The sequence below is a fragment of the Ignavibacteria bacterium genome (assembly GCA_015709655.1).
Taxonomy (GTDB): domain Bacteria; phylum Bacteroidota; class Ignavibacteria; order Kapaibacteriales; family Kapaibacteriaceae; genus OLB6.
In genome coordinates, this window is the sequence record CP054181.1 from 2,245,295 (window position 1) to 2,270,349 (window position 25,055).

Here is a 25,055-nt window from a genome sequence, read left to right on the forward strand (position 1 = left end):
CCTATGATTCGATCAGTAATAGGCATTGTTTCCTGTGTAATCCTAGCAGTATCGGTTGCTGCCGCATCTTCAATTCCCGGCGTGAAAGCCGGAAATCAGAAGTTTTCGCTCGACAACAAGGTTGGCAAAAACACCATTGAGTTTTTTAGTCAGGCACCATTAGAAGATATCCATGGAACGGCAAATGGCATTTCCGGGACGTTTACCCTTAACCCCGCTAATCTGGAAGCAACGACCGGACAGCTGAAGGTTGTTGTTACAAGTATGAAAACCGATATCAGCAAGCGCGATCAACATCTGTACAGCAACGTTTGGCTGGATGCTGCCACATACCCGGAAATTGTGTACACCGTTACAGGATTAACTAATGTGACGGTTATACAGGACAATGGTAAGAGCACTGTTAACGCCCAGGCTACCGGTACGTTTACCATGCACGGTGTAACAAAGCCCCTTTCAGCACAGATTACACTTACATACGTGCCCGAAAACGCTGCCACAAAGAAGAGGGCACCGGGAAACTTTATAATGATTACTGCAACCTTTAATGTCCGGCTGGCTGACTATAACGTCAAAGGCAAGGACGGCTCGATTGGTAGCAGCGTTGGTGAAACCATTGCGGTGACGGCAAAGCTTTTTGCGCGATCGTAATTCGCATGGTTCAGCATAACCATGTTTTTCCTTACTTTACGGCATCAACTATGAGTTAGGAAAAACAATGCAACGTTCATACACCGTTCTGTTTGCCATTTCACTGGTTTTCTTACTGTCAAACACTGATGTTTTCGCCTATCGCGATGGTATTATCGGAGTTTACAAACTGGGATGCGCCGGTGCTGGATGCCATGTTACCGGGCAGGGTACTCAGATTACGTTAACCGGTTCAACAACCGTGCTTGCACAATCGAATAATAATTTCACCATTCGGGTTGCGCACCAAACATTAAATGCCGCAGGTGTAAATCTGGCGGTAGAGCAGGACGGACAAACGGCAGGTGAGTTAACTGCCGGCGATGGGTTACAAGGACTTAATAACGAACTTACTCACGCAGCACCTGCCGGATTCCGGAATAAGGGTGCGAATTTTTCGTTTAGCTGGAGAGCGCCCGCCAATCACGGCATCTATACATTGTATGCGGCCGGTGCGGCAGTAAACTTGGATAATACCAGTGCAGGAGATGCGTTTACAACCTATAGCACTGACATTACCGTTAAAGGGGCTACGTTTACAAATCCGATGAGCGGAATGGCCTACTGTGGTGGTGAGGTATTAGTAATTCGTTGGACGCAAACCGCGGTTGGCGCGGTTCGCATCGAGATGTCGGATGATGATTTTGAGAATACCATTCTTGTTGAGCGATCGGTTGAAGCCAATTTGGGATCGTATTCCTATACACTTCCGGATAACGTTGATCCCAGCAATTCATACCAGCTTCGTCTTGTTGAAGTATCCACTTCTACAGAGGTAGGTCGGTCCCAGCAGTTTTCTATCAGCGACAAACCTGTGATCGTATCCCAGCCCCAGTCACAGGATGTGTGTGAGGGTCAGGCATTCGAGCTTGTTGCGGGTGTGATTGGAAAAGATCCCGTGTATCGGTGGAAGAAAAATGGTGACGATATTCCGGGTGCAACTCTTGGTGTTTACAATATCCCGTCATGCAACGAAGCTGATCAGGGCACATATACCTGCGTTATCACGTCATGCGGAGTACAACTGGAAACGACTCCTGCCGAAGTCACCATTAAACGCAAACCGCACGTGGTGCAGGCAACCACAGGTCCGATTGACACGTGTGAAGGGGCATCGGTATCGCTGCAGGTACAAGCCGATGGCAGCAGTCTGCGCTACCAGTGGTATAAAAATGGCGTGCTGATGCCGGAACAGGAAACATCCGTCCTTGAATTTCCATCCATCTCACTCTTTGATGATGCTAAATATTTTTGCATTGTCAGCGGTGCATGTGAACCGTCTGACACCTCCGACCCTGTCCAAATCACAGTCTTAAACGAACCTCAAATTACACTGCACCCGGCGAGTGCTGCCGTTACGGTAGGCGAACGGATTGATCTGATGGTAAATGCTTCCGGTAAGAAGCTACGCTATCAGTGGTATAAGAACGGAAAACCAATACCCGGTGCTACCGAAAAGCTATATTCAATTGCAAAAGCAACACAAGCCGACGCCGGAAAATACCACTGCGAAGTAAGCAACGTTTGCGATACCGTACAGTCACAACAATCCACCGTAACCATCAATGGTGCGCCGGGGTCAGTGGCAGTTGCTGTTACCGAACTCAGTACCGGCGATATAGGGATCTGCACAGGTTACGAGGTTGAACTGGATGACGTGATTTCAAACATCGGGCAAAACAGTATCACCATTACGGCGGTTGAAACTACGCCATCAGCCGTGATTGAGGTTCAGGGATTACAGCTTCCGCACGTGTTAAACCCCGGTGAGTATGCGTCGATCAGCGTTGCCATTACACCTGCAACTCTTGGTAAGTTTAGTGGTACCATAACAATTGTTACAACCGATGGTACGGCAACAATCAATGTGAAAGGGGCTGTGGTTTCTGACCTGCAGTTTACCGCCGATACGCTGTATTTTGCCACGGGGGTTCCCGGGACTGAACGCACGGCGCAAACCTTTCCACTGGAGTGTGACAGTGCCACCGTTCTGACTGTTGACCTGGGTGGCAGCGGCAAGAGTTCTTTCGAGATTGCAGGTGCGTTCCAGCTCCCACAGACACTGAAAATGGGTGATGTATTTACAGTTCAGGTCCGTACAACATCAGAAACCAATGCAACAGCATTTTTAGTTGTATCCAGCACTGCCGGAGCCGATACTGTGTACCTTACTCGCGGAGAAGTAAACTCGGTTACAGACGAACTGTATCTTGCGGGAATCACCATGGCTCCCAACCCAATGAGCTCGGAGGTAACCTTTATGCTACCTGAGGATACTCCAACACGGATTAGCATTTACGATGTGTTGGGCCGGCTCTGTACATCGCTTGCCGGAACTGGTGTTGTGCGCTGGGATGGGCTCGCTTTGAATGGAAAGCCTGTCCCGAACGGATTATATCTGGTAAATCTTGAATATCAAGGGAAGGCAGGTCTATTAAAGTTGATTAAGAGATAGTATCTTCACTTCATCCGTTCCGGGACCGAAGCACATACTTCAGCCTATGGTTGGATGGTACAAGACAGAGAAAACAATCAGGTTGTGGTGAACCAGGTATTTACAGTCCGCATATTTGACTCAATAATGAATAAACAATACGTAAGTTCATCGGACTTATATATTGATCATCCCGACTTTCTTTACAAACAAGGCATGTAGGCACGCTGTTTAACGAATCAGAGTATCTCGTTGAAAATGGTTGTCAGCATAAGGCTGGATTGAGTTTCGTTGAAGCTTATCGCAACAATGTGCTGTTGGCACACCATGCGATGGAAGAAAAAAAGACGATTTCTGATTGTCACGCCTTGGAGTTAAGCATTGCGGGTCCCAACGCTATTGCAGGAGGTGAATTATGACACAACATATTTCATAATGTGTGTCTGACGGGCTCTGCAGGGGGATCTATAGCTCTATCAGGCTGATATCGTGCGGAAGTATCGGTTAGTTCGCTTATTGGACAAGTGTTTTCCTTTAATGAACCTGTACGCAGGCTTGTACGGGTCCGTCCGACGCTAAATATGTCAGGCTGTTGTTAGGACTATGCCAGTTTCCTAGTTGAAAATCGAGAGACTATAGCTTTGGGTTGATTGTTTTGGATTCTGTTGTTTATTTCGTTTACAATCGCTCGTTGCAACATAAGCAATTTTATATAGTTGTGTACTCATCGCCATGATTGTTCTGCGTCGAGGAGAACGAGAGCTGACCACCGTAATCGCTGATCGCCGGTGGTCCATCGTGTAACGTGCCGGGTACGACGTGCCATAACAGAGTTTGCCGATTCGATCACGTTCGTTGTACCGAACGAGCCTCCGAAGACAGATCGCATGCCGAGTCGTGTCAGGGTCAGTACGTCTTCGATGCCCTCCTTGAGTGATGCAGCAGCGGCGGGATTACTCTTCTGCAGTCGTGCTGTGAGCTCATCAGCCACAGCGCGCGCTTGTTTGTCGTCATCACAGGAAAACAGTTGTTTGAGGAGCCTACGCCATTCTGGACGTGCGTTCTCCGGCAGATGGTCAAGCACATTGCGCAACTTGTGCAATTGGCAGCGCTGAATGACGGCATATTCGCCAAAGACCTCTTCGATCGCCTTTCGAAGGCCTAGCCCGCCATCGATCACAAACAACAGGCCGTCATCGAAGCAGAAACCACGGCTGATCATCTCGCGAAACATGGTCGTGATCACACCGGCGTTCTCTGTCGTACATTGGGTTAGCCCCAGCGATACTTCTCCCCGGCTTCAGTTACGCCAATAACCGAGACGATGTTCTGACCCTGTATGCACTTGCCGTCAATGAAGACAGCCACATAGGTTGACTCGTCAAGGCGACGCTGAAGAAACTCTTCCAGGATCGCGGCGCTGTGCTCAACGAAGAGCTCAGAAACCCGACTCTTTGAGAGTCCAAATGAATCCATCAATGCTTCGGTAACCAGCTCCAGATTACGGCTGCCGAGTCCACGAAACAACGACTCGATCACGTAGGGCGGTGGCTCCGCGGCCTGGCGCATTTCATGGTAGATCTGTGACGAAAACGTCTTCCCGGTTTCGGCATCATACACCCTGGGTACTGCCACCGGCAGCTTCTGTCCTCCTACGGCAAGACTGCCAGGATTACGTCCCCAGCGGCTGTACCGGCCCTCGTGAGGCTTGTCATGGCTATGGCACTCCCCGGCTAGGTGCGTCACCTCCCGTTCCATCAACTGAAAGCCAACATGTCTGCTCAGCTCCAGATGATGTAACACAAGCGCAGCTACTTCGTTGCCTGCCAACTCCGCTAGTGTGTCGATAGCAGCATTATGATCTGGATGCGTATGCTTGGACCGCATGGGGCTCCTTTGTTTGGTGTTTGGTTGTTTAGTTTCTCCAAATTACCAACCACAAAGCGAGCCTTTTTTATTTCAACTAACTTCCGGACATCGTCCCTGATCAGAAATGCTATCGCATGATATAGTAAATTATGTCTATTAAACACCACATTATCTCCTTAAAAAGGCATAGTAAGTTAAATGTAGGCCATATCTAGGCCATGCACCAGCTCTGACCCCTGGTGCAGTGTCTGAATCAGGATTCATAGAATTCAAGGATATTCAGGATTATTACTACGCTATGCTGTTGCAGCTCATCGGGAGACCACGTGGCGTAGGAGCGACCACGTGGGGTCGCCCCTACGGCCCCCTCCCCGGCCTCTCCCCCCGGCCCCCTCCCCAAACCCCTTCGGGCTTTAGGGAGGGGGTGGAGTGGTCCCATAAAAATGGACACATTAGGGTAGGTGTTTTTGGTTACGAAAGTAGTTGTTTTCAAAGTCAACGGGGGTTGTATATCCAAGTGTTGAATGCAGTCGTCTGCGATTATAAATGTTCTCGATGTAGTGTGCTGCCTGACGCTTCAGGTGCTCGAGATCGACGAAGTTGATGTCGTTGAATTCTTCGGTCTTGAGCGTGGCAAAAGGATTCTACTGGTGCGTTGTCCCAGCAGTTTCCCTTGCGGCTCATGCTCTGCGTTGCTTTACAGTAGTCAGTCAGAAACTGGCGATAGCCTGCCGCAGCATACTGCGAACCGCGATCACTATGAATGAGCATGCCGGTGGCATAAGAACGGTTCTTCCAGGCCTTCCAGAGTGCCGTGATGGTGAGCTGTTGCGTGATCGTCTCTGACAGATGCCAGCCAATGATGCGACGCGAGAACAAATCCATCACCACCGCCAAGTAACATAGCCAGCGTTGGTCTGTACATAGGTGATGTCGGCAGCCCAGACGGTGTTCGGTTTCGTGACGGTAAAGTTGCGATTGAGCCGATTGTCGGCCACCGGGTGCTGATGTTGCGAGTCGGTAGTTTGCACCAACGCACGCCTGGGCGTGCGCTTGACACGGATGCCGTCTTCCGCATCAGCCGGCGCATTTTGTGACGGCCTGCCCAAGGTTGCCTCGCCGCAGTTCCTTGTACATCCGGCGGCTGCCGAAGGTATGGTTGGACTTCTCATCAATCTCGCGCATGGCACGCACCAGCTTGCGCTCATCGTCACTAAGCTGAGGTTCAGGTCGCTTTAACCAGGCATAGTAGCCGCTGGCACTCACCTGCAGCACATGGCACTGCAGGCGCACCGGCCAACAGTGCCGGTGGTTGTTGATAAACATGTATTTCAGTCCCTTCCGGCGGAGCGGCAAAGATCGACATCGCTTTTTAAAATGGCCAGTTCCATTTCTGCACGCTCAGCGCGCTTACGCAAGGCTCGTACTTCGGCGGCAAGCTCGTCAGGTGTCTTCTGCCCGGCAGCTGCTGCAGCTCCAAGCGTACGCTTCCAGTACGATAGTCGCTTGACGTCGATGCCAAGCTCACGGGCCACTGAGGCCAGCGTACGTCCCGCAGCTACCATCTCCAGGGCGCGACGTTTAAATGCTTCATCATAAATGCGAGGTGGATGTTTCATTGCTCTTTCCTTAGATTTTTGGAAAATTACACCTTCCCCGTAGTGTCCACTTTTTCAGGACCACTCCAGGGGAGCCAGATTTATCAGATGTATGCAACGTACTGGACGTCGGGACGCACGGCCGTGCACCCGAAATAAACAGACACATCTGTTTATATCGTTTCTTATCGTTTTATTGCGTTTTATATGGTGTTTCGTACTGGCCCCCACGTGGGGTCGCCCCTACGGCTCATGGTATTGTTTATAATGGTTTGTAGGGGCGGCCACATGGGGTCGCCCCTACGATTACGCGGTATGTTCAATGTTTATTCGTGCGGGCGACCACGTAGGGTCGCCCCTACGGGTGCCCACATTACGGTTTAATACAGCCGTTCTACACGACCGAGGCACGCCAACATTCCAAGCAGACGGACTACGGCCCTCCGGGCCCCACCCCCACCTCCACCACCATCTCGCTTCACCACTTACCACTACAACCCGGCCCGTCGGCCGTGGTGTGCAGCCTACGTAAAACACCTTAGGAATTCCGGAGCAATTGTTGTGATAGAGAGTATGTCAATGACAGTGAAGTGTGACCACGTTCGTACAGTTTCGTATCGGGTTTTATAATGTTTCGTGTGGGCGACGACATGGGGTCGTTCATACGGGGTTTCATACCCACATTACGGTTTTACACAAACCTTATGCACAGCCGAACCACGTCATAAATCCCGAGAGGGCGGACTACGGCCCTCCGGGCCCCACCCCCACCTCCACCACCATTTCGCTTCACCACTTACCACTACAGCCCGGCCCGTCGGCTGTGGTGTGCAGCCTACGTAAAGAACTCTATAAATTCCAATGCGACCACATTTAGTAATATGTATCGAAGCGCGTTGCTACTGTGACACCATACGGTATTCTCCTTCCTGATTTATGCACTAACCTTTTCTCTCCGTCACATTCCTACCCCATTCACGCACTATCTACCAGCAATTGCATCCGGATGTACTAATTCTCACCAGAGGTCGGCGTAGCTGACTGATTCAGAAAAGGTGTGTTGCGACCTGGCAAGGGCTTGCCGCCGAAGTACGGGCCTTGCGTAAGCGCGCTGAGCGTGCAGAAATGGAACTGGCCATTTTAAAAAAAGCGATGTCGATCTTTGCCGCTCCGCCGGGAAGGGACTGAAATACATGTTTATCACCAACCACCGGCACTGTTGGCCGGTGCGCCTGCAGTGCCATGTGCTGCAGGTGAGTGCCAGCGGCTACTATGCCTGGTTAAAGCGACCTGAACCTCAGCTTAGTGACGATGAGCGCAAGCTGGTGCGTGCCATGCGCGAGATTGATGAGAAGTCCAACCATACCTTCGGCAGCCGCCGGATGTACAAGGAACTGCGGCGAGGCAACCTTGTGGCAGGCCGTCACAAAATGTGCCGGCTGATGCGGGAAGACGGCATCCGTGTCAAGCGCACGCCCAGGCGTGCATGCGTGCAGACCACGGATTCGCAGCATCAGCACCCGGTGGCCGACAACCGGCTCAATCGCAACTTTACCGTCAAGGCACCGAACACCGTCTGGGCTGCCGACATCACCATTGTGCCGACCAACGGTGGCTATGTGTACTTGGCGGTGGTGATGGATTTGTTCTCGCGTCGCATCATTGGCTGGCATCTGTCAGAGACGATCACGCAACAGCTCACCATCACGGCACTCTGGAAGGCCTGGAAGAACCGTTCTTATGCCACCGGCATGCTCATTCATAGTGATCGCGGTTCGCAGTATGCTGCCACTGGCTACCGCCAGTTTCTGACTGACTACTGCAAAGCAACGCAGAGCATGAGCCGCAAGGGAAACTGCTGGGACAACGCACCACTAGAATCCTTTTTTGCCACGCTCAAGACCGAAGAATTCAACGACATCAACTTCGTCGATCTCGAGCACGTCCAGCGTCAGGCTGCACACTACATCGAGAATATCTACAATCGCAGACGACTGCATTCAACACTTGAATATTCTACTCCCGTTGACTTTGAAAACAACGACGTTCGTAATCAAAAACACCTACACTAATGTGTCCATTTTTGTAGGACCACACCACTGGCCATTTGGGTACCGCGTAGGATAAAATGACAACACCCATCTGCCCTTGGACAGATGGGTGTTGTTGATGTCTGTGGTGTTCCTTAGGGGAAGATGCCCAGAAGCTCGTATGACTGACCAATTCTGCTGAGCGAATGTACAAAGGCTGCTGTTCGCATGTCATGTTGCATCCGCTTGTCGCCGCGCAGAGTTTCCATGATGTTATGATATGCATTTATCATACTGTCTTCCAGACCTGAGTTAACCAGGTCCTCTTCGTCGGCACCGCGGGCAATTAGTTTGCGTTCGGCCAAAGTGAGGTCTTTGCCGGTAAGTCGTTCAATGGTTTCTACCAGACGGAGGTTGCTGCCTTCCTCAAAACGTTTGTCGAGTCGGCCAAACCTGACGTGCGAGATGTTTTTTAACCATTCAAAGTAACTCACCACTACACCACCGGCGTTTACAAACATATCCGGCATAACATAGATGCCCTTCTTCAGCAAAATTTCGTCGGCTACTGATGTAACCGGTCCATTTGCAGCCTCAACAACCATCTTTGCTTTAATGTTAGGAGCATTTTCTTTGTAAATCTGATTTTCGAGTGCAGCGGGAATCAGGATGTCGCATGGATATTCCAGAACACTATTCCCGTTCTTAATGGTTTTTGCACCATGGAATCCGGTAATTGAGCCAGTATTCCTGCGGTGAGCGGCAAGTTCTTCAACATCAATTCCTTTGTCGTTGACAACTGCACCGTCGTACTCAATAATCCCAATAATGGTACCACCGCCTTCTTGCACGAACTTGGCGGTGTGGTATCCCACATTGCCAAATCCCTGGACGATAATACGCTTACCTTCAAGGCCCACCGACATTTTTAAATGCTTCATCAGCTTCGGATCGTTTACGGCTTCGCGCAGAGAAAAGAAAACGCCCCGACCGGTGGCTGCAGTTCTACCGCGTACGCCACCCTGGCCAACGGGTTTCCCTGTAACGCAGCCAAGCGCATTAATATCATCCTTACTGAATGTTTGATATGTATCCGCAATCCAGGCCATTTCACGCTGACTGCTGCCGTAGTCCGGTGCGGGAACGTCAACCGAGGGGCCGATAAAATTTTTCTTAATCAGTTCAACGGTATAGCGCCGTGTAATGCGCTCCAACTCCTCTACGGTATAGTTCTTGGGGTTGATCTTTATGCCCCCCTTGCCACCACCAAACGGTACGTCAACAACAGAGCACTTATAGGTCATCAGTGCCGAAAGAGCTTCAACTTCTTCCTGATTTACAGCCTGATCATAGCGGATACCGCCCTTACAGGGCATTCTGTGGTGACTATGCTCGGCACGCCATGCTTCGATAACCTGAACGTCGCCCTTGACGCGTACCGGAAACCGTACATAATAGACAGAGTTGCACACCTTGATCTGGTTAAGGATACCCTGAGGAATATTCAGGTACCTCACCGCCTTATCAAAATAGTGGTTCACCGAGTCAAGAAAAGGCTGCGAGCCAAGTGGTATTGCGTTACCGGCAGATGCTCCCTTCTTGGATTTGGAGACTTTAGCCATGGATACAATCCTAAAAAAAATTATAAAATATAATGAACGGTTTCCGTATAGGGTTACAGATTCCCTCTGCGTTCCTGTTCGCGTTCTATACTTTCGAATAAGGCTTTAAAGTTACCCTTGCCGAATGACCGGGCACCTTTCCGCTGAATGACTTCGTAGAACAACGTTGGACGATCACCAACGGGCTTGGTGAAAATCTGGAGCAGGTAGCCTTCGTCATCACGGTCAACCAGGATGTTCAGACGGCGGATGTCGGCAAGATCTTCTTCGATACTGCCAACACGGTCCAGCAGGTCTTCGTAATACGTGTCGGGTACGGTAAGAAATTCAACGCCGCGCCGACGCAGTTCGCCAACGGTATGGATAATGTCGTTCGTGGCAACAGCAATATGCTGGACACCGGGTCCATGGTAAAATTCGAGGTATTCATCTATCTGACTTTTCTTCTTACCTTTTGCCGGCTCGTTAATCGGGAATTTGATGTAGCCGTTCCCGTTGGTCATTACCTTGCTCATGAGCGCGGTGTACTCAGTTGAAATATCGTTGTCATCGAATGTCTTCAGCAGTTTAAAGCCCATGACATCTTCGTAAAAGGCAACCCACTCGTTCATTTTACCCAGTTCCACGTTGCCTACACAGTGATCTACGTACAACAGGCCAACAGGTTCGGTTACGTAGTCGTCGGAAACCGGGCTATATCCCGGCATAAAAACACCACTATAATTCTTGCGTTCAACAAAGGTGTGAACTGTTTCACCATAGGTGTGAATGCCCGCAACAACTACTTCGCCGTGTTCATCTTTTAATATGGTTGGTTCCATAGCACTCTTTGCACCGCGACGCGTAGTTTCTTCCCAGGCTTTCTTTGCGTCGTCAACCCATAGTGCCAGAATCTTCACGCCATCACCATGCAGTTTAATATGATCACTGACCGGATGATCCGGATGCATCGGGGTGGTGATGATAAGCCTGATTTTACCTTGCTGCAGCACGTATGAAGCACGGTCACGGACACCGGTTTCGGGTCCGGCATAAGCAATAAGTTTAAATCCAAAAGCGGTCCGGTAGAAGTATGTTGTCTGCTTTGCATTACCAACATAGAATTCAATGAAGTCGGTTCCGTTGATGGGCAGGAATTCCTGATCTGTGATGGTTTGAGTTTCTGTTTCAGGTGTCACGGTGTCCTCCGGAGATTTTATCGTACAAATTGTTCGGTGTGTGATGTTAGAAATTCTTCCAGTTGCTCGTTTTGTTCGTCAGTGCCCAGTGTAATACGTACTGCGGTCGGGATTCCGAATCCTGTCAGCGGTCGTGAAATGAACCCCGCCCGGAGCAGTGTCATGTAAAACTGCTGTGCCCGGTCTGTATCGTGTAAATCAATAAAAACAAAATTGGTAATGCTTTCTGATGTTGTGTAGCCCGACGTCCGTAACGCCCCGAGTAACCTGTTCATGCCGCGCTGAGCACATGCAACGGTTTTTTGTACATGGCCGGTATCGGATAACGCGGCCACTGCGGCAGCACAGCCAATTCCATTCGGGTCAAACGGAAGGCAGGTTTTCAGCAACCACTGCATCAGCTCGGGATTGCCCAGAGCGTATCCAACGCGGAACGCAGCCAAACCATATGCCTTCGAGAATGTTCGGAGTGAAATCACATTGGGGTGCGTTGCATACAAGCCCTGCGGATAGGTATCCGGAGCCATTGCCACGGCATACTCATGGTAGGCTTCGTCCAACACCACAACCACGCTGTCAGGCACCCGTTCGAGCAACCAGTGTAATTTGTCGGTCGTAATGTAGGTGCCGGTCGGATTATTCGGGTTAGGGATGTAGATAATTTTTGTTGACGGCGTAATTGCCGCGGCAAGGCGCTCTACATCGAACCGATAGCCCCCTCCCAAATCCACATAATCAGGCTGACTGCCAACGGTGCGCACGGCAATACCAAAACTCACAAACCCACCCCGGCTGGAAAGAGCAGTCTCGCCGGGAAGAAGCAGGGTACGCATAAGCTGGTGGATGATGGCATCGCTGCCATTGTTCACAACGATACCCTCAAGCGGATGGTTGTGATACGTGGCAAGAGCCATACGTAAACCAAGACCACCATCGCCGTAGCGGTGCGATTGCTCCAGCGCATGCCGTGCCGCATCCAGAGCAAACGAAGAAGCGCCAAACGGATTCTCGTTTGACGCTAGTTTAACGACGTGAGTTAAACCGTACTGCTTTCGAATTTCTTCCGCACTGGTACCCGGTGTGTATGTGCCAACCTGCCGAAGGTGCTCGGGGATTGAAATCATAACTGCAAAACTACGAATTACCTCTTCTCTCTAATTTCGTTGTATGCTACCTACCATTGCAATCGTTTTTACGGGTGGAACCATTGCCTCGACACTTGACGAAGGGTTCGGTGGCGTGGTGCCAAGTTTAACGGGCGGACAAATCCTGGCCCATGTTCCAGGTCTGGATGCCGTTGCCACCGTTATTGCCCATGAATACGGTGCTTACCCGGGTCCGCACATTACCCCGCAGCACATGCTTGAAATTTCGAAGGTGGTAGGGGGCTATGCCACACGCAGCGATATTAGCGGCATCATTGTTACCCATGGAACCGATACGCTCGAAGAAACTGCCTACTTTTTGGACTGTACGGTAAACACCCATAAACCCGTTGTGGTGATCGGTGCAATGCGCAATTCGTCGGAACCGGACTGGGATGGACCCCGCAATATCCGTGATGCAGTTCTGGTATGTGGCAATCCCACGGCATGCGAGAAGGGCGTGATGGTGGTGCTCGGCGGCGAGGTACTTGCTGCATCGGAAGCAACAAAGGCCGACACTGAAGATGTAAATACATTTGCAAGTATGAACTTCGGACCGCTTGGCAGGGTAATGAACAACCAGGTTCTTATGCATCGCTCACCGCTGCACCGGGACCATTTTTCAGTAGATCACCTTCCTGAATTTGTGCCGTTGTTAAAGTGCTATGCGGGAATGGACCGGTGGTTTATTGATGAAGCCGTGCGCCATGGTGCCCGCGGCATCGTGATTGAAGCCTTTGGTGTGGGCAATGTTACTCCCTTGGTAGCTCAGGCACTTACCGATGCTGTAGCGCAGGGAATACCGGTGGTTCTGGTGTCACGCTGTCCAATCGGCCGGGTGGAACACGTGTACGCATACGAAGGTGCCGGGAAGCAATTATATCGGAAAGGTGTGATTTTTGCCGATTACTTAAACGGACCCAAGGCACGTATCAAGCTCATGTGTGCCCTTGCCGCCAACAAAACAATGAACCAAATTCGGGAGAGTTTCGAGTGGGTAAACAGGATGGAGAGTGCTGACTAATGCGCTGTACCGTGGCAACGATCGATGCAGATGCACTTCGGTGGAATCTTAGCATCATTAAAAAAAAGGCCGGCCCCGCAACGGTGTGCGCAATGGTAAAGGCTAATGCCTATGGGCATGACATCGTTACCGTAGCACGTATCCTTCAGGCCGAAGGCGTTACCTGGTTTGGCGTTGCCTTTGCCGACGAAGCAATTGTTCTGCGCAACAACGGGATTACCGGTTCGATTATTCTGCTTACGCCTCATGAACCACACGAAGTTGAAACCGTTCTGGATTATCGTCTTGTGCCGGTGATCTGCAGCGTTCAGCAAGCACGCCTACTTGCCGAGAAAGCGTCTGAACGCGGAGTTACCGCGTCAGCCCATCTGTACGTAGATACCGGAATGCATCGTGACGGGATAGGCGTACACGAGGCCTTTCATGCTCTGACGGAGATAGATGGGTTCAAGGGGCTTAGGGTTGATGGTGTTTGTATGCACTTTGCCACGGCTGATGTATTGCATCATCCGTTTATTCAGGAGCAGGAAAGTAAGTTTATTGAATTGTTAAAAAAAGTAGCCGATCATGGACGAACCTTCACCTATGTGCATGCTTCCAATACGGGAGCACTCTGGCAACATGCCGGAAACATGGGTACCATGGTCCGAACCGGCATGTCGATGTACGGCTATGCCCAGCCTTCCGATCCTGCTGCCCATCTGAAACCCGTGATGTCGCTACGGAGCAGGGTGATTGGTATTCGCCGAATCTGGCCGGGTGATTCTGTGAGCTACGGACAACGGTTTATTTCTACCACCGAAACAACGATCTGTACGGTACCCATCGGTTATGGCGACGGGTACATGCGTTGCCTGACCGGCAAGGCATGGTGCCTTATCCGCGGTGAGAAGTATCCGGTTGTTGGAACTGTGTGTATGGATGAAATTATGGTTGACGTGGGGAATGCCAAGGTTACCGTAGGTGACGAAGTGGTGTTAATCGGAACACAGGCTAATGCAAGTGGGAAGGTGCAAAGTATCGACGCTACCGATGTAGCGGAATGGGCAGGCACCATACCGTACGAAATCACTACCGCAGTAAGTGCAAGAGTGCCCAGACTGCTGGTTTATGACGGAAAGGGGCTGTAACGTGCTTAATGTTCGGTTAGACAATTTTGAAGGACCTTTAGACCTGCTCCTGTTTTTTATAAAACGGGATGAATTGGATATCTACGATATACCGATCGCCTCAATAACGTCCGAATTCCTGGAATATGTTCGGGTGATCGAGATGCTTGACTTAGACCTTGCCGGTGAGTTCGTTGTTATGGCAAGTATGCTGGTGCAGATCAAGGCTCAAATGCTTTTACCGAAGGACGAACGTGTTGGCGGTGATGACTCGCTGATTGATGATACCGACCCACGCGCAGAACTCGTGCGCCGTCTGCTCGAGTACAAGCGTTTTAAGGAAGCATCCGAACAACTGGGTACACAGGCCGACCAGCAGCGCCATATCCTGTACCGCCAGGTGTTCGAAGCCGAGGCAATTCATGCAGCCGAGAGCGGAAGCTATCGTAATGCTACACTTTTTGATCTTCTTAAAGCGCTAAAGAAGGCAATTGATCGGGCACCCGATAACACCACTACCCATGTTGTTGAACGGTATCCAATTACAGTTGAAGAAAAAGCTGAAGAAATTGTCCACCTGCTGCGGTCCCGCCCCAGCGTGCGTTTCTTTGAACTTGTAGGGAACCTAACGGTGCAGCATATTGTGGTAACGTTCCTGGCACTGTTAGAACTTGCAAAAAATCATCGGATACGCGTTCAGCAGGATGAACAATTCGACGATATCGTCATTGTTCAGCGCTCCGATTCTCATGATCAGGAGTCAGAAACAACAACAGAAACGGAAGAAGTATCATCATGACAGAAATCGAAAATTCGGGTTCGCCTGAGCCCCTTTCAGTTCCATATTTCTTTACTTTGGAACGCTATGATCAGCGCAGAGCGCTTGAGTCACTGATTTTTGCCAGCGAAGAACCGCTGACACAAAAACTGATGTATAAAATCCTGGTGCTGGAAGATCCCACACAGGAGGAATCGCCCGGACAGCAGCAGCTGCCACTTGATGGTGAGGCGGAAAAGCAGGCCACGCCGGAGCGTGTTCCGTTTGAGGTACCAAGGGACTATTTTGATGAAATTATAAATGAAATTAACGATGAATTAGAGATGGGTGACCGGCCTTTCAGAGTGGTCCGTATTGCAGGTGGCTATCAGTTTGCCACCACACCACAGCACGGACAGTTAGTGCAGCGATTGTTAAAAGCGCGTAATAAGAAACGTCTTACACAGGCAGCACTGGAAACTCTTGCCATCATCGCCTACCGTCAGCCCCTTACCAAGAGTGAGGTCGATGCCGTCCGCGGCGTTAACAGCGGTGAAGTTGTGAACTCGCTCGTCGAACGCGGTTTTGTTGATATGGTAGGACGCAGCGAAGCAATTGGGAAACCAATTCTGTACGGCACCACCGAAGAATTCCTGCGATTGTTTGGCTTAAACTCACTCTCGGACCTGCCCAAACTGCGCGAAATAGATGAGTTGTTGAAAACCGCTACCAGTATAGTAGAGGCCGATGACACAATTTCACTAATCCCTGACCATCGCCTTCTGCGCCGCCAACTGGCCGACCTGCTTGAGCAGGGGCGGACACAGCCATTAGAACCCGGTTCGGAAGAAACTCCTGAAGTCCCGACAGATCCTACAGAGTAATTGGTAATTTTCCGGTTTTATTATTATAATTTTTGGGGTCTATACGAAAAAAAAAGAAATAGTGGACCAAAACAATTCCGATATCCACCACCGCAGGTCTTTACGATTCAAAGGGTACGATTATACACACGAAGGCTTATACTTTATTACCATTTGTACTCAGGATAGGAAATGTCTGTTTGGCAGGGTGGTGAACAGCAAAATGAAATAGAACGATGCTGGTAAAATAGCCAATCAATGTTGGTTAAACATTCCCAACCATTTTCCGGATGTGGTTCTACACGAATATGTGGTCATGCCCAATCATATTCACGGAATCATTGAAAAAACCGGATCAAAAACCGTTGGGTCGAAAAACTTTTCGCTCCTACCGTCGCGTCCGAATGGTACATCAAAAACCATAGGTTCAATCGTACGCGGATTTAAAAATGGTGTTACAAAATGGATGCGGCAAAACACAAATATTTATGATGTGTGGCAACGTATTTATTATGAGCATATCATCCGCGATGAACAGTCGTACGATCGTATTGCAGAATACATCAAAAACAACCCTGCCAATTGGCGGGATGATGAATTCCATACGTAGGGGCGAAAAATTTTTTGCCCCAAAACATTACGCCCGATGAAATGATGACGGACAAAACCGGTGCGAAAAATACCGGATCAAAAACCGTAGGGGCGAAAAATTTTTCGCCCCAAACATATCGACCCAAAACATTACGCCCAATGAAATGAAATCGGTGCGAAAAAAATCGGACCAAACTAGGGGCGAAAAATTTTTCGTCCCTACTACTATTTCTACTCAGGTATTGGAAAATCAGAAAAATAGTTGTATTATGGCACGCAACTGTTGTTCATTCTTTTGAGGAGACTTGTTATGAACTCTCTCTCTCTCTCTCTCTCTCTCTCTCTCTCTCTGAGACCCTTACGTGCCAGCGATGGCTCAGGATTGTTGCAAGAATTGTAGTGCTGTTGTTTATGGTGCCTGCAATAAGTATTGGTGTTTGGGGGCAAACCCACACCCCAATCTATCCGGGAGTGCTGGGGGAGCCGGTTAACTATTGGTGTGCCTGGCCTCCTCCCACAGATGGTTGTGAAGATCCGGATTTTCCGTTTTCACCGGCACCGTTTCGGAGTTACCGCAGAGAGTTATGGGTGCCTGTTTCTCAAAATCCGCCTTGTTATTTTAGGGTAATAGTTTACGGCAATAAGCGGTGTGCTGACTTTGAGCTGCTTGATATAGCTTGGATGAATGATTTCATGCCACCTGGGTGCATGACAAGTCAGCAGCTGCATCAACAGTACCAGCAGGGAGACCTGGTCGATAAAATTCAAAGAGAATTGTATAGGCTTTTTGCACTGGAAGGGGAAAACCATCTGACGAAACCGCAAGCGATTCCCTTTTGTCCCGAGAAGCTGACTTATAGAACAGCCGTTGAATCACCTTGCAGAAAGCTGGTTGTGTACTGGATTAATTCGAACAATTTTGTAGATCCGGGATCGATGTCGGGATATATTAGAATTGAGTACGATCCCACAAAGCCGTGGTCGTGGTACGAAGCGCAAAAGCCCAATCCCACAGCGTATGCTCAAATGGTGATGGAACGATGCAACATAAGCGGTTGCTGTATGAGATATGTGTATGTCTGTAGAACCGGTGACAGTGAACATGAAATAATTGTTACTGCCAGTGAACAGATTGGAGATCCATTTAGCTGCTGGCGGCCACCATACGATGAGAATTGTAAGGTAATTTGGTGTAATGAGTATCAATAATCATCAATGCAACTTGAAAGGTGTTTTATGAAAAGCCAAGGTACTTTCTGCTTAGTTGTATGCATTTTATTGATGACAGTAGTTGTGATTAATACGCCAGCTCAAATGCTTGAGCGCATAACCGGCTACTCGTTTACCGGTGACTGGTATCAAACTACACCAATATCCGATAATGAATACATTATTGCTGCCGGCTATGCGAGGCTTATTCGGTGGAACGTAGATGACCGAACCTTCACCAAGTTGCCAGAAATACCGTGTATGGCACTGACATCGTTTGCTGCCTATGGCGACTCATGGTATCTAGGAACCTGGAACGGAACCTTGCTTATTTCTACGAACCAGGGTGTAAGCTGGGAGGAACTTTATACGTTTGATACAGGAATGATGGGAGTATGGGTGTTTCACGCAACCGGCCAAAAGGTGTACGGTTTGGTTGGTGATGCCGTGTTTATCTATGATACACAAACAAAGAAAGTAAGCGTGGTACTTCAGGATCAGCCGGGCAGATATACGTGTCTTGATGTGCATGGTCAGGTACTTACCGTTGCGGGAATGACCGGAAAGGTTGTACAAAGCCATGATGATGGTGCTACGTGGGAAGTCCTGCAGTCTGACAGTGCGAACAGGATATCAGCAATCTGCAGGGTTGACGATACAACCATTGTTTTTGGCGGCAGTGCTACCCGGATGTGGACTTCGTATGATAACGGCCGCAGCATGACCTACCACACGGTTCTAAGTTCGATGTATTATAATGAAAATGATATTCCAAATATAGAGCATAGTAAAATACTCAGCATCGTGTACACCGGTGGTAGGCTGATGGCTGTTGGCCAGATGGCAAAGCTCATGGACTTGCCACACCGTTATGGTTTGTACGTTTCAACGAGCCAGGGGCAGAATTGGGAGATGAAAACGCTACTGGAAACCCCGCAGGAGCTTCCGGTGCGGTTTCAGATTGCTAATGCAATACTACCACGATCAGACGGATCGGTTTACGTCGTAGAGCCGGCTTTTGACGAAGATGGTACTGTTCGAATTACCAGGATTTCGATTAATTATAAAGCAAACACTGATACACTGTTCTTTAATCTGAACGTCATGGATCCGAATCCGGTGCCAAATAGTAAAAATCTGCCCTATATTGGCAGGTATTTGTTGACAACGGATGGAACTCTGTATCGCCTTGTAATTGTTATAACTGTTTTAGATGACAAGTCCGATAATTACAGTAAAAATGAGTATCTGAATATAATCCAAAAAAGTACCGATCGGGGTGTGACATGGATAACTACCGGTGAATTAACAACAGATCTGCGGATTAACTCATGGTATATTGGCGACGGTAATATATACGTGTATTTGGCTTCTGGAGGTGAGTCACCTCCTTATCTGGCAGTTTCTACCGACGGCGGTTTGACGTTTACTATCTCCAAACCGGTCACGAGTTTATTGAGTAAAATAGTGGGTGATGTGCATGGCCGGCAGACGATTGGGTACTCAGGCTATAGTAACGACACTGTCGGCTCGGTAATCCAATCAGGGTTGCTGTTTGATGTGCAAAAAGACGGAACATGTACCCGTATCGAACTGCCGAAGCTTGCAGAAAAATTATCGGTCAGTGAGCCTGTGATATACAAAGACTCTCTATACCTAGCAGTATGCGAGTTTGATGAGGATGGTAGGGTTGCTCACGCTTGGATACTCTCAAGTTCGCTTCCTGTTTCCGACTGGAAGGTACACCTGATCCCATTTGGGTTTGATAATTTACAACCGTTTGTCAGAGTATCTTTATGGACTGTAACGGATAGGCATATCTATCTAAAATCGGGTCAGCTTCATGTGGCAGATTTCGATGCTGAATCCGGAACGGTGACGGAACAGAATGTCATGCCTGAAGTTGATCTTACAGATCCCTGGAATCAGGCTGTGCAACTGTCGAACTTTGTAGCATTTGACGATTATTTGTTTTTTACGATAGGTCAGACAATAAAGGTACGTTCAAGGTATGAAACCCAATGGCATTCTATTTCCCGCTGTTACGGTCCCGAGTCCGGTTTTTATATAAACATCTTTCAATTGGATTCGGTAACCTGGTTTGTTGCACGTCCCGATGCACTGTACCACCTACATCTTGATGCTCCCGCTACATCGGTATCCGAGTACCCGCAGCAGGAGAGTGATGTTCGCAGCATCGTAATTCAGCGCGATCAGCCGCTGCAGCTTGATAATGCTACGATTACAGCGGTACTTTATACAAACACCGGTGAAGCAGTGGCTACGATACCGGTAGTGAACGGGGTACCGTATGAGGTGCCGGTGTCACAGTTTGCACCAGGCGTGTACTACCTTGTTGAGAAAACACCGCAACAGCCCCGGCTGACAAAGGTTATGGTTACGCCGTAGTAATGTCCAGCTCAAGATTGTCGTAAGCAAGGGCTACGCCCACAGGGAGCCTCGCCGATGTTTCGGTGTGCAGTACCTGGTGTGCGATATGCGTGAGGTAGGTTTGGCCTGGCTGTAGTTGCTCAATAATGTGGAGTGACTCCGGTATTGAAAAATGCGTAGGGTGTTTCTTCCAGCGTAACCCGTCCAATATCAGCGTGTCCAAGCCCCTTAACAGTTCCATTGAAGAGGATGGAATGTTGTTGGTGTCGGTACAGTAAGCAAGGTTACCAATACGGTATCCGTTCACATTCATCGATCCATGTAGCAATGGTATAGGGGTTATTGGAATATCGCCGATGGTGAAGGGGGCTTGGGTAATGGTGTTCAGATGGACGTTCGGCGTGGAGGCGCCGGTGGGCTGCACTAAGCCAAACGCGTAGGGAAAGGTTGACCGGATAACGGCAAGCGTTTCGTTGGTACCGTACACTTCCACAGGGCTGCCGGAGCGGAACGAGTACGGGCGCAGGTCATCGAACCCACCGATATGATCGTAATGATGGTGGGTATAAACAACACCGTGGATATCCAGTACGGTATGAGTGAGCATCTGCTGCCTGAAGTCCGACGATGTATCAATCACAACTGTCGTTGTGTTAGAGCGTATTAACAGCGATGTTCGCAGTCTTTTATCATGAGGATCGGTGCTCAGACATGTATCGCATGTGCACGACACCGTTGGCACACCGGTACTGGTACCGCTTCCAAGGATAACGGCCTTCATTACACGTGACGTTCTGCATGGTATGAGCTGCGGACGAGCGGCCCGCTTTCAACATAACCAAAGCCCATTTCCAACCCGATTTCCTTGTACTTACGGAACTCATCGGGGTGAACATACCGGTCAACCGATGTGTGGTTCTTGGTTGGCTGCAGGTACTGTCCCAGGGTTAAAACATCTACGCCAATTTGAACAATATCTTCCATCGTGCGGACAACCTCGTCGAAGGTTTCACCCAGACCAAGCATGATCCCGGTTTTCGTACGAAGGCCGGCTTTTTTACTTTCGGCCAGAACATTCAGTGACCAATCGTAGCGAGCCTGCGGACGCACGTACTTGTACAGGCGGGGAACGGTTTCGGTATTATGTCCCATGATATCGGGCATTGTCCGAAACACTCTGTGCATATTATCAAGATTGTTCTTAAAATCAGGAATCAGCAGCTCTATTGTGGTTTTCGGCGCCAGTGCCCTGATAGCACGAACCGTGTCGGCCCAGATTTCAGAACCGCCGTCCTTTAAATCGTCACGGTTCACGCTGGTAACCACGGCATGCTGAAGTTTCATTGCAACAACCGCCTCTGCAACGCGGCGTGGCTCGTCAAGGTCAACCGGCAAAGGCCGTCCGGTACGCACAGCACAGAACGAACACGATCGCGTGCAGGTATCGCCGTGAATCATGAACGTAGCAGTACCTGCATTCCAGCATTCGGTAATGTTTGGGCAGCGTGCTTCTTCACACACCGTATGCAGGGCTTTAGAGCGCATCATTCCCTTTACGCGGGCGTAGTCTTCGCCACCGGGGGCTTTTACTTTAAGCCATTCCGGACGTCGGGGAGCGGGGACAGTTGTTTCAGTTGTCTGGTTACTCATGGTAATGGTTTCAATAAGGCCGGATACAGTTTTTTAGCCATATCGGGCACGACATCAAGGACAGTTTCCGGCGTTTTATAAAGATTTTTAGCTTGGTATTCAGGATCTGCCATCTTAAACTCAACATCGTACACGTATGCATTCATGAGTACACGTCCGCCACGACGGAAGAAATTACCCTGAACCACCTTGTCGGCCTTTAATTTTGCTACAGCGCGCCACACATCGCTTTCAAACTGGACATTGGTAGGGTCCAGGTTGAACTCGCTGGTTACCAGGTCAACAGAATCCTGCGGAATCATCACGAAGGCAGTTTGTGCGGGATCGGTATTGACCAGCATACGTCGGAGCGAATCGGCAAGATCGAACGACCATACATTCAGGCTCACTTCGCCGTCCATATTGCGGAAGGGGAGCACTACCACTCTGGTTTGAGCAACAGCGGGGAGCAGAAAACCTGCAGTGATACCAGCAAGGAGTGTCCACCAGATTGTTTTATTCATGATTCCACCTATTCATAATGCGATACTGAGTTACAAACGTTTTTGTAGTTCACCAAGCAGATCTTCAAGGTGCTTCAGCAGGACCTGAGCCCCTTCCCAGTCTCCGGATTTACAGCATTCAATAATATCTTTTCCGAGTGGGGCAAGATGGGTAAAACCAAACTGTGCAAAAGAGCCTTTAATGGTGTGACCCAGGCGATACAACGCTTCCGGATCGGATTTGGTTACGAATAACGAGTGAGCATCGTGTAAATCCGACAGCCATTGCTGGGTAAACAGTGGCAACAGGTCAGCCAGTACCGGGTCAGTAGGCAGTGTATCGGGAAGGCGATATGGAACAGATGATGGGTTTGACATGGGAAGACTCCTGTAAGCCGAATTCTGTCTGCTTCACCGTAGTGAAGGAGGCAGCCATTTATCTGGGACTGCCGTTGCCGGCAGCCTCGAGCGATCTACCCGGAATGTTGCCGTGAGGCGGTGTTGGACGTCACCTGTGCCGAAGCACACACATGCCTGCTTGATCTTGCTCCGCACGGGGTTTGCCGAGCCGGATGGTCGCCCATCCGCTGGTGGGCTCTTACCCCACCATTTCACCCTTACCCGCCGGGGCGGGCGGTATCTTTCTGTTGCACTTTCCGTCGGCTTTGCTGTTCCCAGCATTACCGCCTTTCTGTTAGGAAGCGTGCTGTCCAACGGAGTTCGGACTTTCCTCATGGCGTGTTGCGCCACGCGGCTGCCCGTTGTCCCCCCGTGTCAAACCAATCATCCATTCTCTTCTTCAAATGCTGTTTCAACTTCGGTGATAACATCTTCGGTGACCAAAATACGACCGCAGTTCTCACAGGTGTACATTTTGTCGTGATTATGTTTCATTTCCATTATGCGCTGGCTTGGTATTGCCGAGAAGCAGCCGCTGCACGAATCGCGTCGGATCGAAACAATTGCTTCGTGATGAAACGTCCGAATCCGCTCGTATTCGGCTTCGAGTGAGTCATCGATCGCAGCAATTGTCTGTAACCGCTGACTTATAAACTTCTTTAGTTCTTCGCCTGTATCGCCTTGCATTACTTCTAGCTCTTTCCGTTTATCGTCGAGCGCCTGTTGAGCTGTGTTGACCTCGGCCTGCTGAGCATCGCGTGTGGCGTGCAGATTCTCGTCGGTAACACCAATCGTTCGCAGTTTTTCTTCAAGCTCAGCACGCTCGTTCTTGATGAACTCGATTTGCTTGGTAATAGCGTCGAACTCCTTGTTGTTGCGCACCTTGAACTGCTGACTTGAAAGTTTTGTTTCCTTATCGTTGAGCTCCAGGATGGTCACATGACCTGTTCCGTTAAGATGCTCAATCTCCTTAATCTTTTCAACTGTTTCAGACAAGGCGTTCAGTTTTTGTTCAAGAACGTCCTCCAACTGTTTTACTTGTACCGGAAGGTCGCCTAACTCTTCTCGTAATTCGTCAAGGTGCTGGTCGATTAGCGAGAGGCGGAAAAGGAGTTTAATTTGGTCGTTCATAGACATCCTGATTACTGTTGAAAAGCGTTTGTAGTTAAGGACTGTAATACTGTACAGGGTTTGTGATAATCTGAGAAGTGTGAAATCTGATGTGGGGACATAGTGACTGAAGCTCAGAGGTCAGAGCATGAGGCACAAATTGTTCCATTTCAAAATGCCCAGGGTCGATGATGGCTATTTGGTCTTTAGCAGCCATAAACGAATGATATTTAACATCTGCGGTGATGAATACGTCGGCACCGGCAGCCACTGCGTCACCGTAATACGAGAAACCTGAGCCCCCTACCATTGCCACAGTATGGATATGGTCGCGGCTGCCGGCAGAAAACCGTACCGGATTGCCACAAACGGTAGCCACAGTATGCACGAAATCCATCAACGGTACCGGCTGGCGTGTCTGTGCAACGATACCCATATTCTCCTGTGGCGCAGCACGAAGAACCCGCATCTGCAATAAGCCCAGCTTACTGCAGAGGAGGGCATTGGTTCCCTGCGGATACACGTCGAATGCAGTATGAACGCAGATCAGTGATAGATCTGCCCTAATCAGCTTTGATACCAGCCTGCCCGTTCTGTCGGATAACGCAATGCGGTGCAGTGGACTGTACACCAACGGATGGTAACTAACGATAGTATCAACTCCCAGCGCCTCGGCTTCTTCTATCACCGCATCAGTTACATCGAGTGTAACCATGACCTCCAAAACGTTGTTTCGGGTATTCTCTACCTGGAGTCCCACCGGGTCGCCGCTAACGGCTACGTGTAATGGGAGTACTGACTCAATTGTGCTTAGGAATGAATGCACCTGCATCGGACAGCAAATTTACGGAACTGAATGGTGTTCATGCGCAATGCGTGGCTGAAACCAGCGTAATTTTGTTTC

24 protein-coding genes, 1 other RNA gene and 1 pseudogene are annotated in these 25,055 nt (G+C 49.6%); 9 read left to right on the forward strand and 17 right to left on the reverse strand.

The annotated features are described in order from the left end of the window. Positions 1-3 precede the first annotated feature (3 nt). Both HRU79_09025 and HRU79_09030 read left to right on the forward strand, forming a co-directional pair. The gene (locus HRU79_09025) at positions 4-651 is read left to right on the forward strand and encodes a YceI family protein (GenBank protein QOJ26780.1); all 648 of its coding nucleotides are present in this window, start codon (positions 4-6) and stop codon (positions 649-651) included. A 67-nt stretch (positions 652-718) separates the two neighbouring features. Further along, positions 719-3,145, forward strand: a complete 2,427-nt coding sequence (locus HRU79_09030) for an immunoglobulin domain-containing protein (protein QOJ26781.1) — start codon at positions 719-721, stop codon at positions 3,143-3,145. 703 nt (positions 3,146-3,848) lie between these two features. On the opposite strand, the gene HRU79_09035 is transcribed toward HRU79_09030, so the two are convergent. The 7 genes from HRU79_09035 to HRU79_09065 all read right to left on the reverse strand — a co-directional run bounded on the left by HRU79_09035 (position 3,849) and on the right by HRU79_09065 (position 6,612). Continuing rightward, positions 3,849-4,370: a transposase gene (locus HRU79_09035; GenBank protein QOJ26782.1), complete on the reverse strand. Its 522-nt coding sequence runs from the start codon at positions 4,368-4,370 to the stop codon at positions 3,849-3,851. 26 nt (positions 4,371-4,396) lie between these two features. After that, complete coding sequence (locus HRU79_09040) at positions 4,397-5,011, reverse strand: transposase (GenBank protein ID QOJ26783.1); 615 nt, start codon at positions 5,009-5,011, stop codon at positions 4,397-4,399. 434 nt (positions 5,012-5,445) lie between these two features. Continuing rightward, entirely contained in the window at positions 5,446-5,598 is a 153-nt protein-coding gene (locus HRU79_09045; protein QOJ27307.1) for an IS3 family transposase, read from the reverse strand. After that, on the reverse strand, positions 5,534-5,878 hold the full coding sequence (locus HRU79_09050) for a DDE-type integrase/transposase/recombinase (GenBank protein ID QOJ26784.1): 345 nt from the start codon (positions 5,876-5,878) through the stop codon (positions 5,534-5,536). Before HRU79_09050 ends, HRU79_09045 begins: the two co-directional genes overlap by 65 nt. Beyond that, on the reverse strand, positions 5,878-6,102 hold the full coding sequence (locus HRU79_09055; protein ID QOJ26785.1) for a hypothetical protein: 225 nt from the start codon (positions 6,100-6,102) through the stop codon (positions 5,878-5,880). The genes HRU79_09050 and HRU79_09055 overlap by 1 nt, the downstream gene beginning before the upstream one ends. Continuing rightward, positions 6,071-6,319: a transposase gene (locus HRU79_09060; GenBank protein ID QOJ26786.1), complete on the reverse strand. Its 249-nt coding sequence runs from the start codon at positions 6,317-6,319 to the stop codon at positions 6,071-6,073. The genes HRU79_09055 and HRU79_09060 overlap by 32 nt, the downstream gene beginning before the upstream one ends. Before the next feature lie 5 nt (positions 6,320-6,324). Beyond that, entirely contained in the window at positions 6,325-6,612 is a 288-nt protein-coding gene (locus HRU79_09065; protein QOJ26787.1) for a transposase, read from the reverse strand. A gap of 1,163 nt (positions 6,613-7,775) precedes the next feature. On the opposite strand from HRU79_09065, the gene HRU79_09070 reads away from it, so the two are divergent. Next, on the forward strand, positions 7,776-8,663 hold the full coding sequence (locus HRU79_09070) for an IS3 family transposase (protein QOJ27308.1): 888 nt from the start codon (positions 7,776-7,778) through the stop codon (positions 8,661-8,663). Between the two features lie 113 nt (positions 8,664-8,776). Here the strand turns inward: HRU79_09070 and HRU79_09075 are convergent, their stop codons facing one another. Genes HRU79_09075 through HRU79_09085 form a run of 3 tightly spaced genes read right to left on the reverse strand, consistent with a single transcriptional unit; the run spans position 8,777 to position 12,545 of the window. Continuing rightward, positions 8,777-10,243, reverse strand: coding sequence for a Glu/Leu/Phe/Val dehydrogenase (locus HRU79_09075; GenBank protein QOJ26788.1), 1,467 nt, complete (start codon positions 10,241-10,243; stop codon positions 8,777-8,779). 53 nt (positions 10,244-10,296) lie between these two features. Then, positions 10,297-11,394, reverse strand: a complete 1,098-nt coding sequence (hppD, locus tag HRU79_09080) for a 4-hydroxyphenylpyruvate dioxygenase (protein ID QOJ27309.1) — start codon at positions 11,392-11,394, stop codon at positions 10,297-10,299. A gap of 44 nt (positions 11,395-11,438) precedes the next feature. Further along, positions 11,439-12,545 carry an aminotransferase class I/II-fold pyridoxal phosphate-dependent enzyme gene (locus HRU79_09085; protein QOJ26789.1) on the reverse strand — a complete coding sequence of 369 codons (1,107 nt, stop codon included), beginning with the start codon at positions 12,543-12,545 and terminating at the stop codon, positions 11,439-11,441. Positions 12,546-12,588: 43 nt separating this feature from the next. On the opposite strand from HRU79_09085, the gene HRU79_09090 reads away from it, so the two are divergent. From HRU79_09090 to HRU79_09115, 6 genes and pseudogenes are all read left to right on the forward strand, one after another. After that, positions 12,589-13,590 (forward strand): asparaginase, encoded by a 1,002-nt coding sequence (locus HRU79_09090; protein QOJ26790.1) that lies wholly within the window; start codon positions 12,589-12,591, stop codon positions 13,588-13,590. Then, complete coding sequence (alr, locus tag HRU79_09095; GenBank protein ID QOJ26791.1) at positions 13,590-14,720, forward strand: alanine racemase; 1,131 nt, start codon at positions 13,590-13,592, stop codon at positions 14,718-14,720. The genes HRU79_09090 and alr overlap by 1 nt, the downstream gene beginning before the upstream one ends. Before the next feature lies 1 nt (position 14,721). Continuing rightward, positions 14,722-15,498: a segregation/condensation protein A gene (locus HRU79_09100; GenBank protein QOJ26792.1), complete on the forward strand. Its 777-nt coding sequence runs from the start codon at positions 14,722-14,724 to the stop codon at positions 15,496-15,498. Then, positions 15,495-16,340 carry an SMC-Scp complex subunit ScpB gene (gene scpB, locus HRU79_09105; protein ID QOJ26793.1) on the forward strand — a complete coding sequence of 282 codons (846 nt, stop codon included), beginning with the start codon at positions 15,495-15,497 and terminating at the stop codon, positions 16,338-16,340. Before HRU79_09100 ends, scpB begins: the two co-directional genes overlap by 4 nt. A gap of 58 nt (positions 16,341-16,398) precedes the next feature. Then, positions 16,399-16,929 (forward strand): annotated as a pseudogene (locus tag HRU79_09110) (hypothetical protein). Between the two features lie 1,274 nt (positions 16,930-18,203). After that, positions 18,204-20,528: an exo-alpha-sialidase gene (locus tag HRU79_09115; protein QOJ26794.1), complete on the forward strand. Its 2,325-nt coding sequence runs from the start codon at positions 18,204-18,206 to the stop codon at positions 20,526-20,528. Here HRU79_09115 and HRU79_09120 read toward each other — a convergent pair. The 7 genes from HRU79_09120 to HRU79_09150 all read right to left on the reverse strand — a co-directional run bounded on the left by HRU79_09120 (position 20,518) and on the right by HRU79_09150 (position 24,983). Continuing rightward, complete coding sequence (locus HRU79_09120; GenBank protein QOJ26795.1) at positions 20,518-21,291, reverse strand: MBL fold metallo-hydrolase; 774 nt, start codon at positions 21,289-21,291, stop codon at positions 20,518-20,520. The two genes, HRU79_09115 and HRU79_09120, sit on opposite strands and share 11 nt — an antisense overlap. Next, the gene (gene lipA, locus HRU79_09125) at positions 21,291-22,160 is read right to left on the reverse strand and encodes a lipoyl synthase (protein ID QOJ26796.1); all 870 of its coding nucleotides are present in this window, start codon (positions 22,158-22,160) and stop codon (positions 21,291-21,293) included. The genes HRU79_09120 and lipA overlap by 1 nt, the downstream gene beginning before the upstream one ends. Continuing rightward, a complete protein-coding gene (locus HRU79_09130) occupies positions 22,157-22,663 on the reverse strand; it encodes a hypothetical protein (GenBank protein QOJ26797.1) in 507 nt (168 codons plus the stop codon). Before HRU79_09130 ends, lipA begins: the two co-directional genes overlap by 4 nt. Before the next feature lie 30 nt (positions 22,664-22,693). After that, positions 22,694-23,020: an Hpt domain-containing protein gene (locus HRU79_09135; GenBank protein ID QOJ26798.1), complete on the reverse strand. Its 327-nt coding sequence runs from the start codon at positions 23,018-23,020 to the stop codon at positions 22,694-22,696. Then, an RNA gene (gene rnpB, locus HRU79_09140) (RNase P RNA component class A) lies at positions 23,018-23,412 on the reverse strand. The genes HRU79_09135 and rnpB overlap by 3 nt, the downstream gene beginning before the upstream one ends. A 13-nt stretch (positions 23,413-23,425) precedes the next feature. After that, a complete protein-coding gene (locus HRU79_09145) occupies positions 23,426-24,172 on the reverse strand; it encodes a hypothetical protein (GenBank protein ID QOJ26799.1) in 747 nt (248 codons plus the stop codon). 34 nt (positions 24,173-24,206) lie between these two features. Beyond that, positions 24,207-24,983 carry a Nif3-like dinuclear metal center hexameric protein gene (locus tag HRU79_09150; GenBank protein ID QOJ26800.1) on the reverse strand — a complete coding sequence of 259 codons (777 nt, stop codon included), beginning with the start codon at positions 24,981-24,983 and terminating at the stop codon, positions 24,207-24,209. Positions 24,984-25,055: the final 72 nt, after the last annotated feature.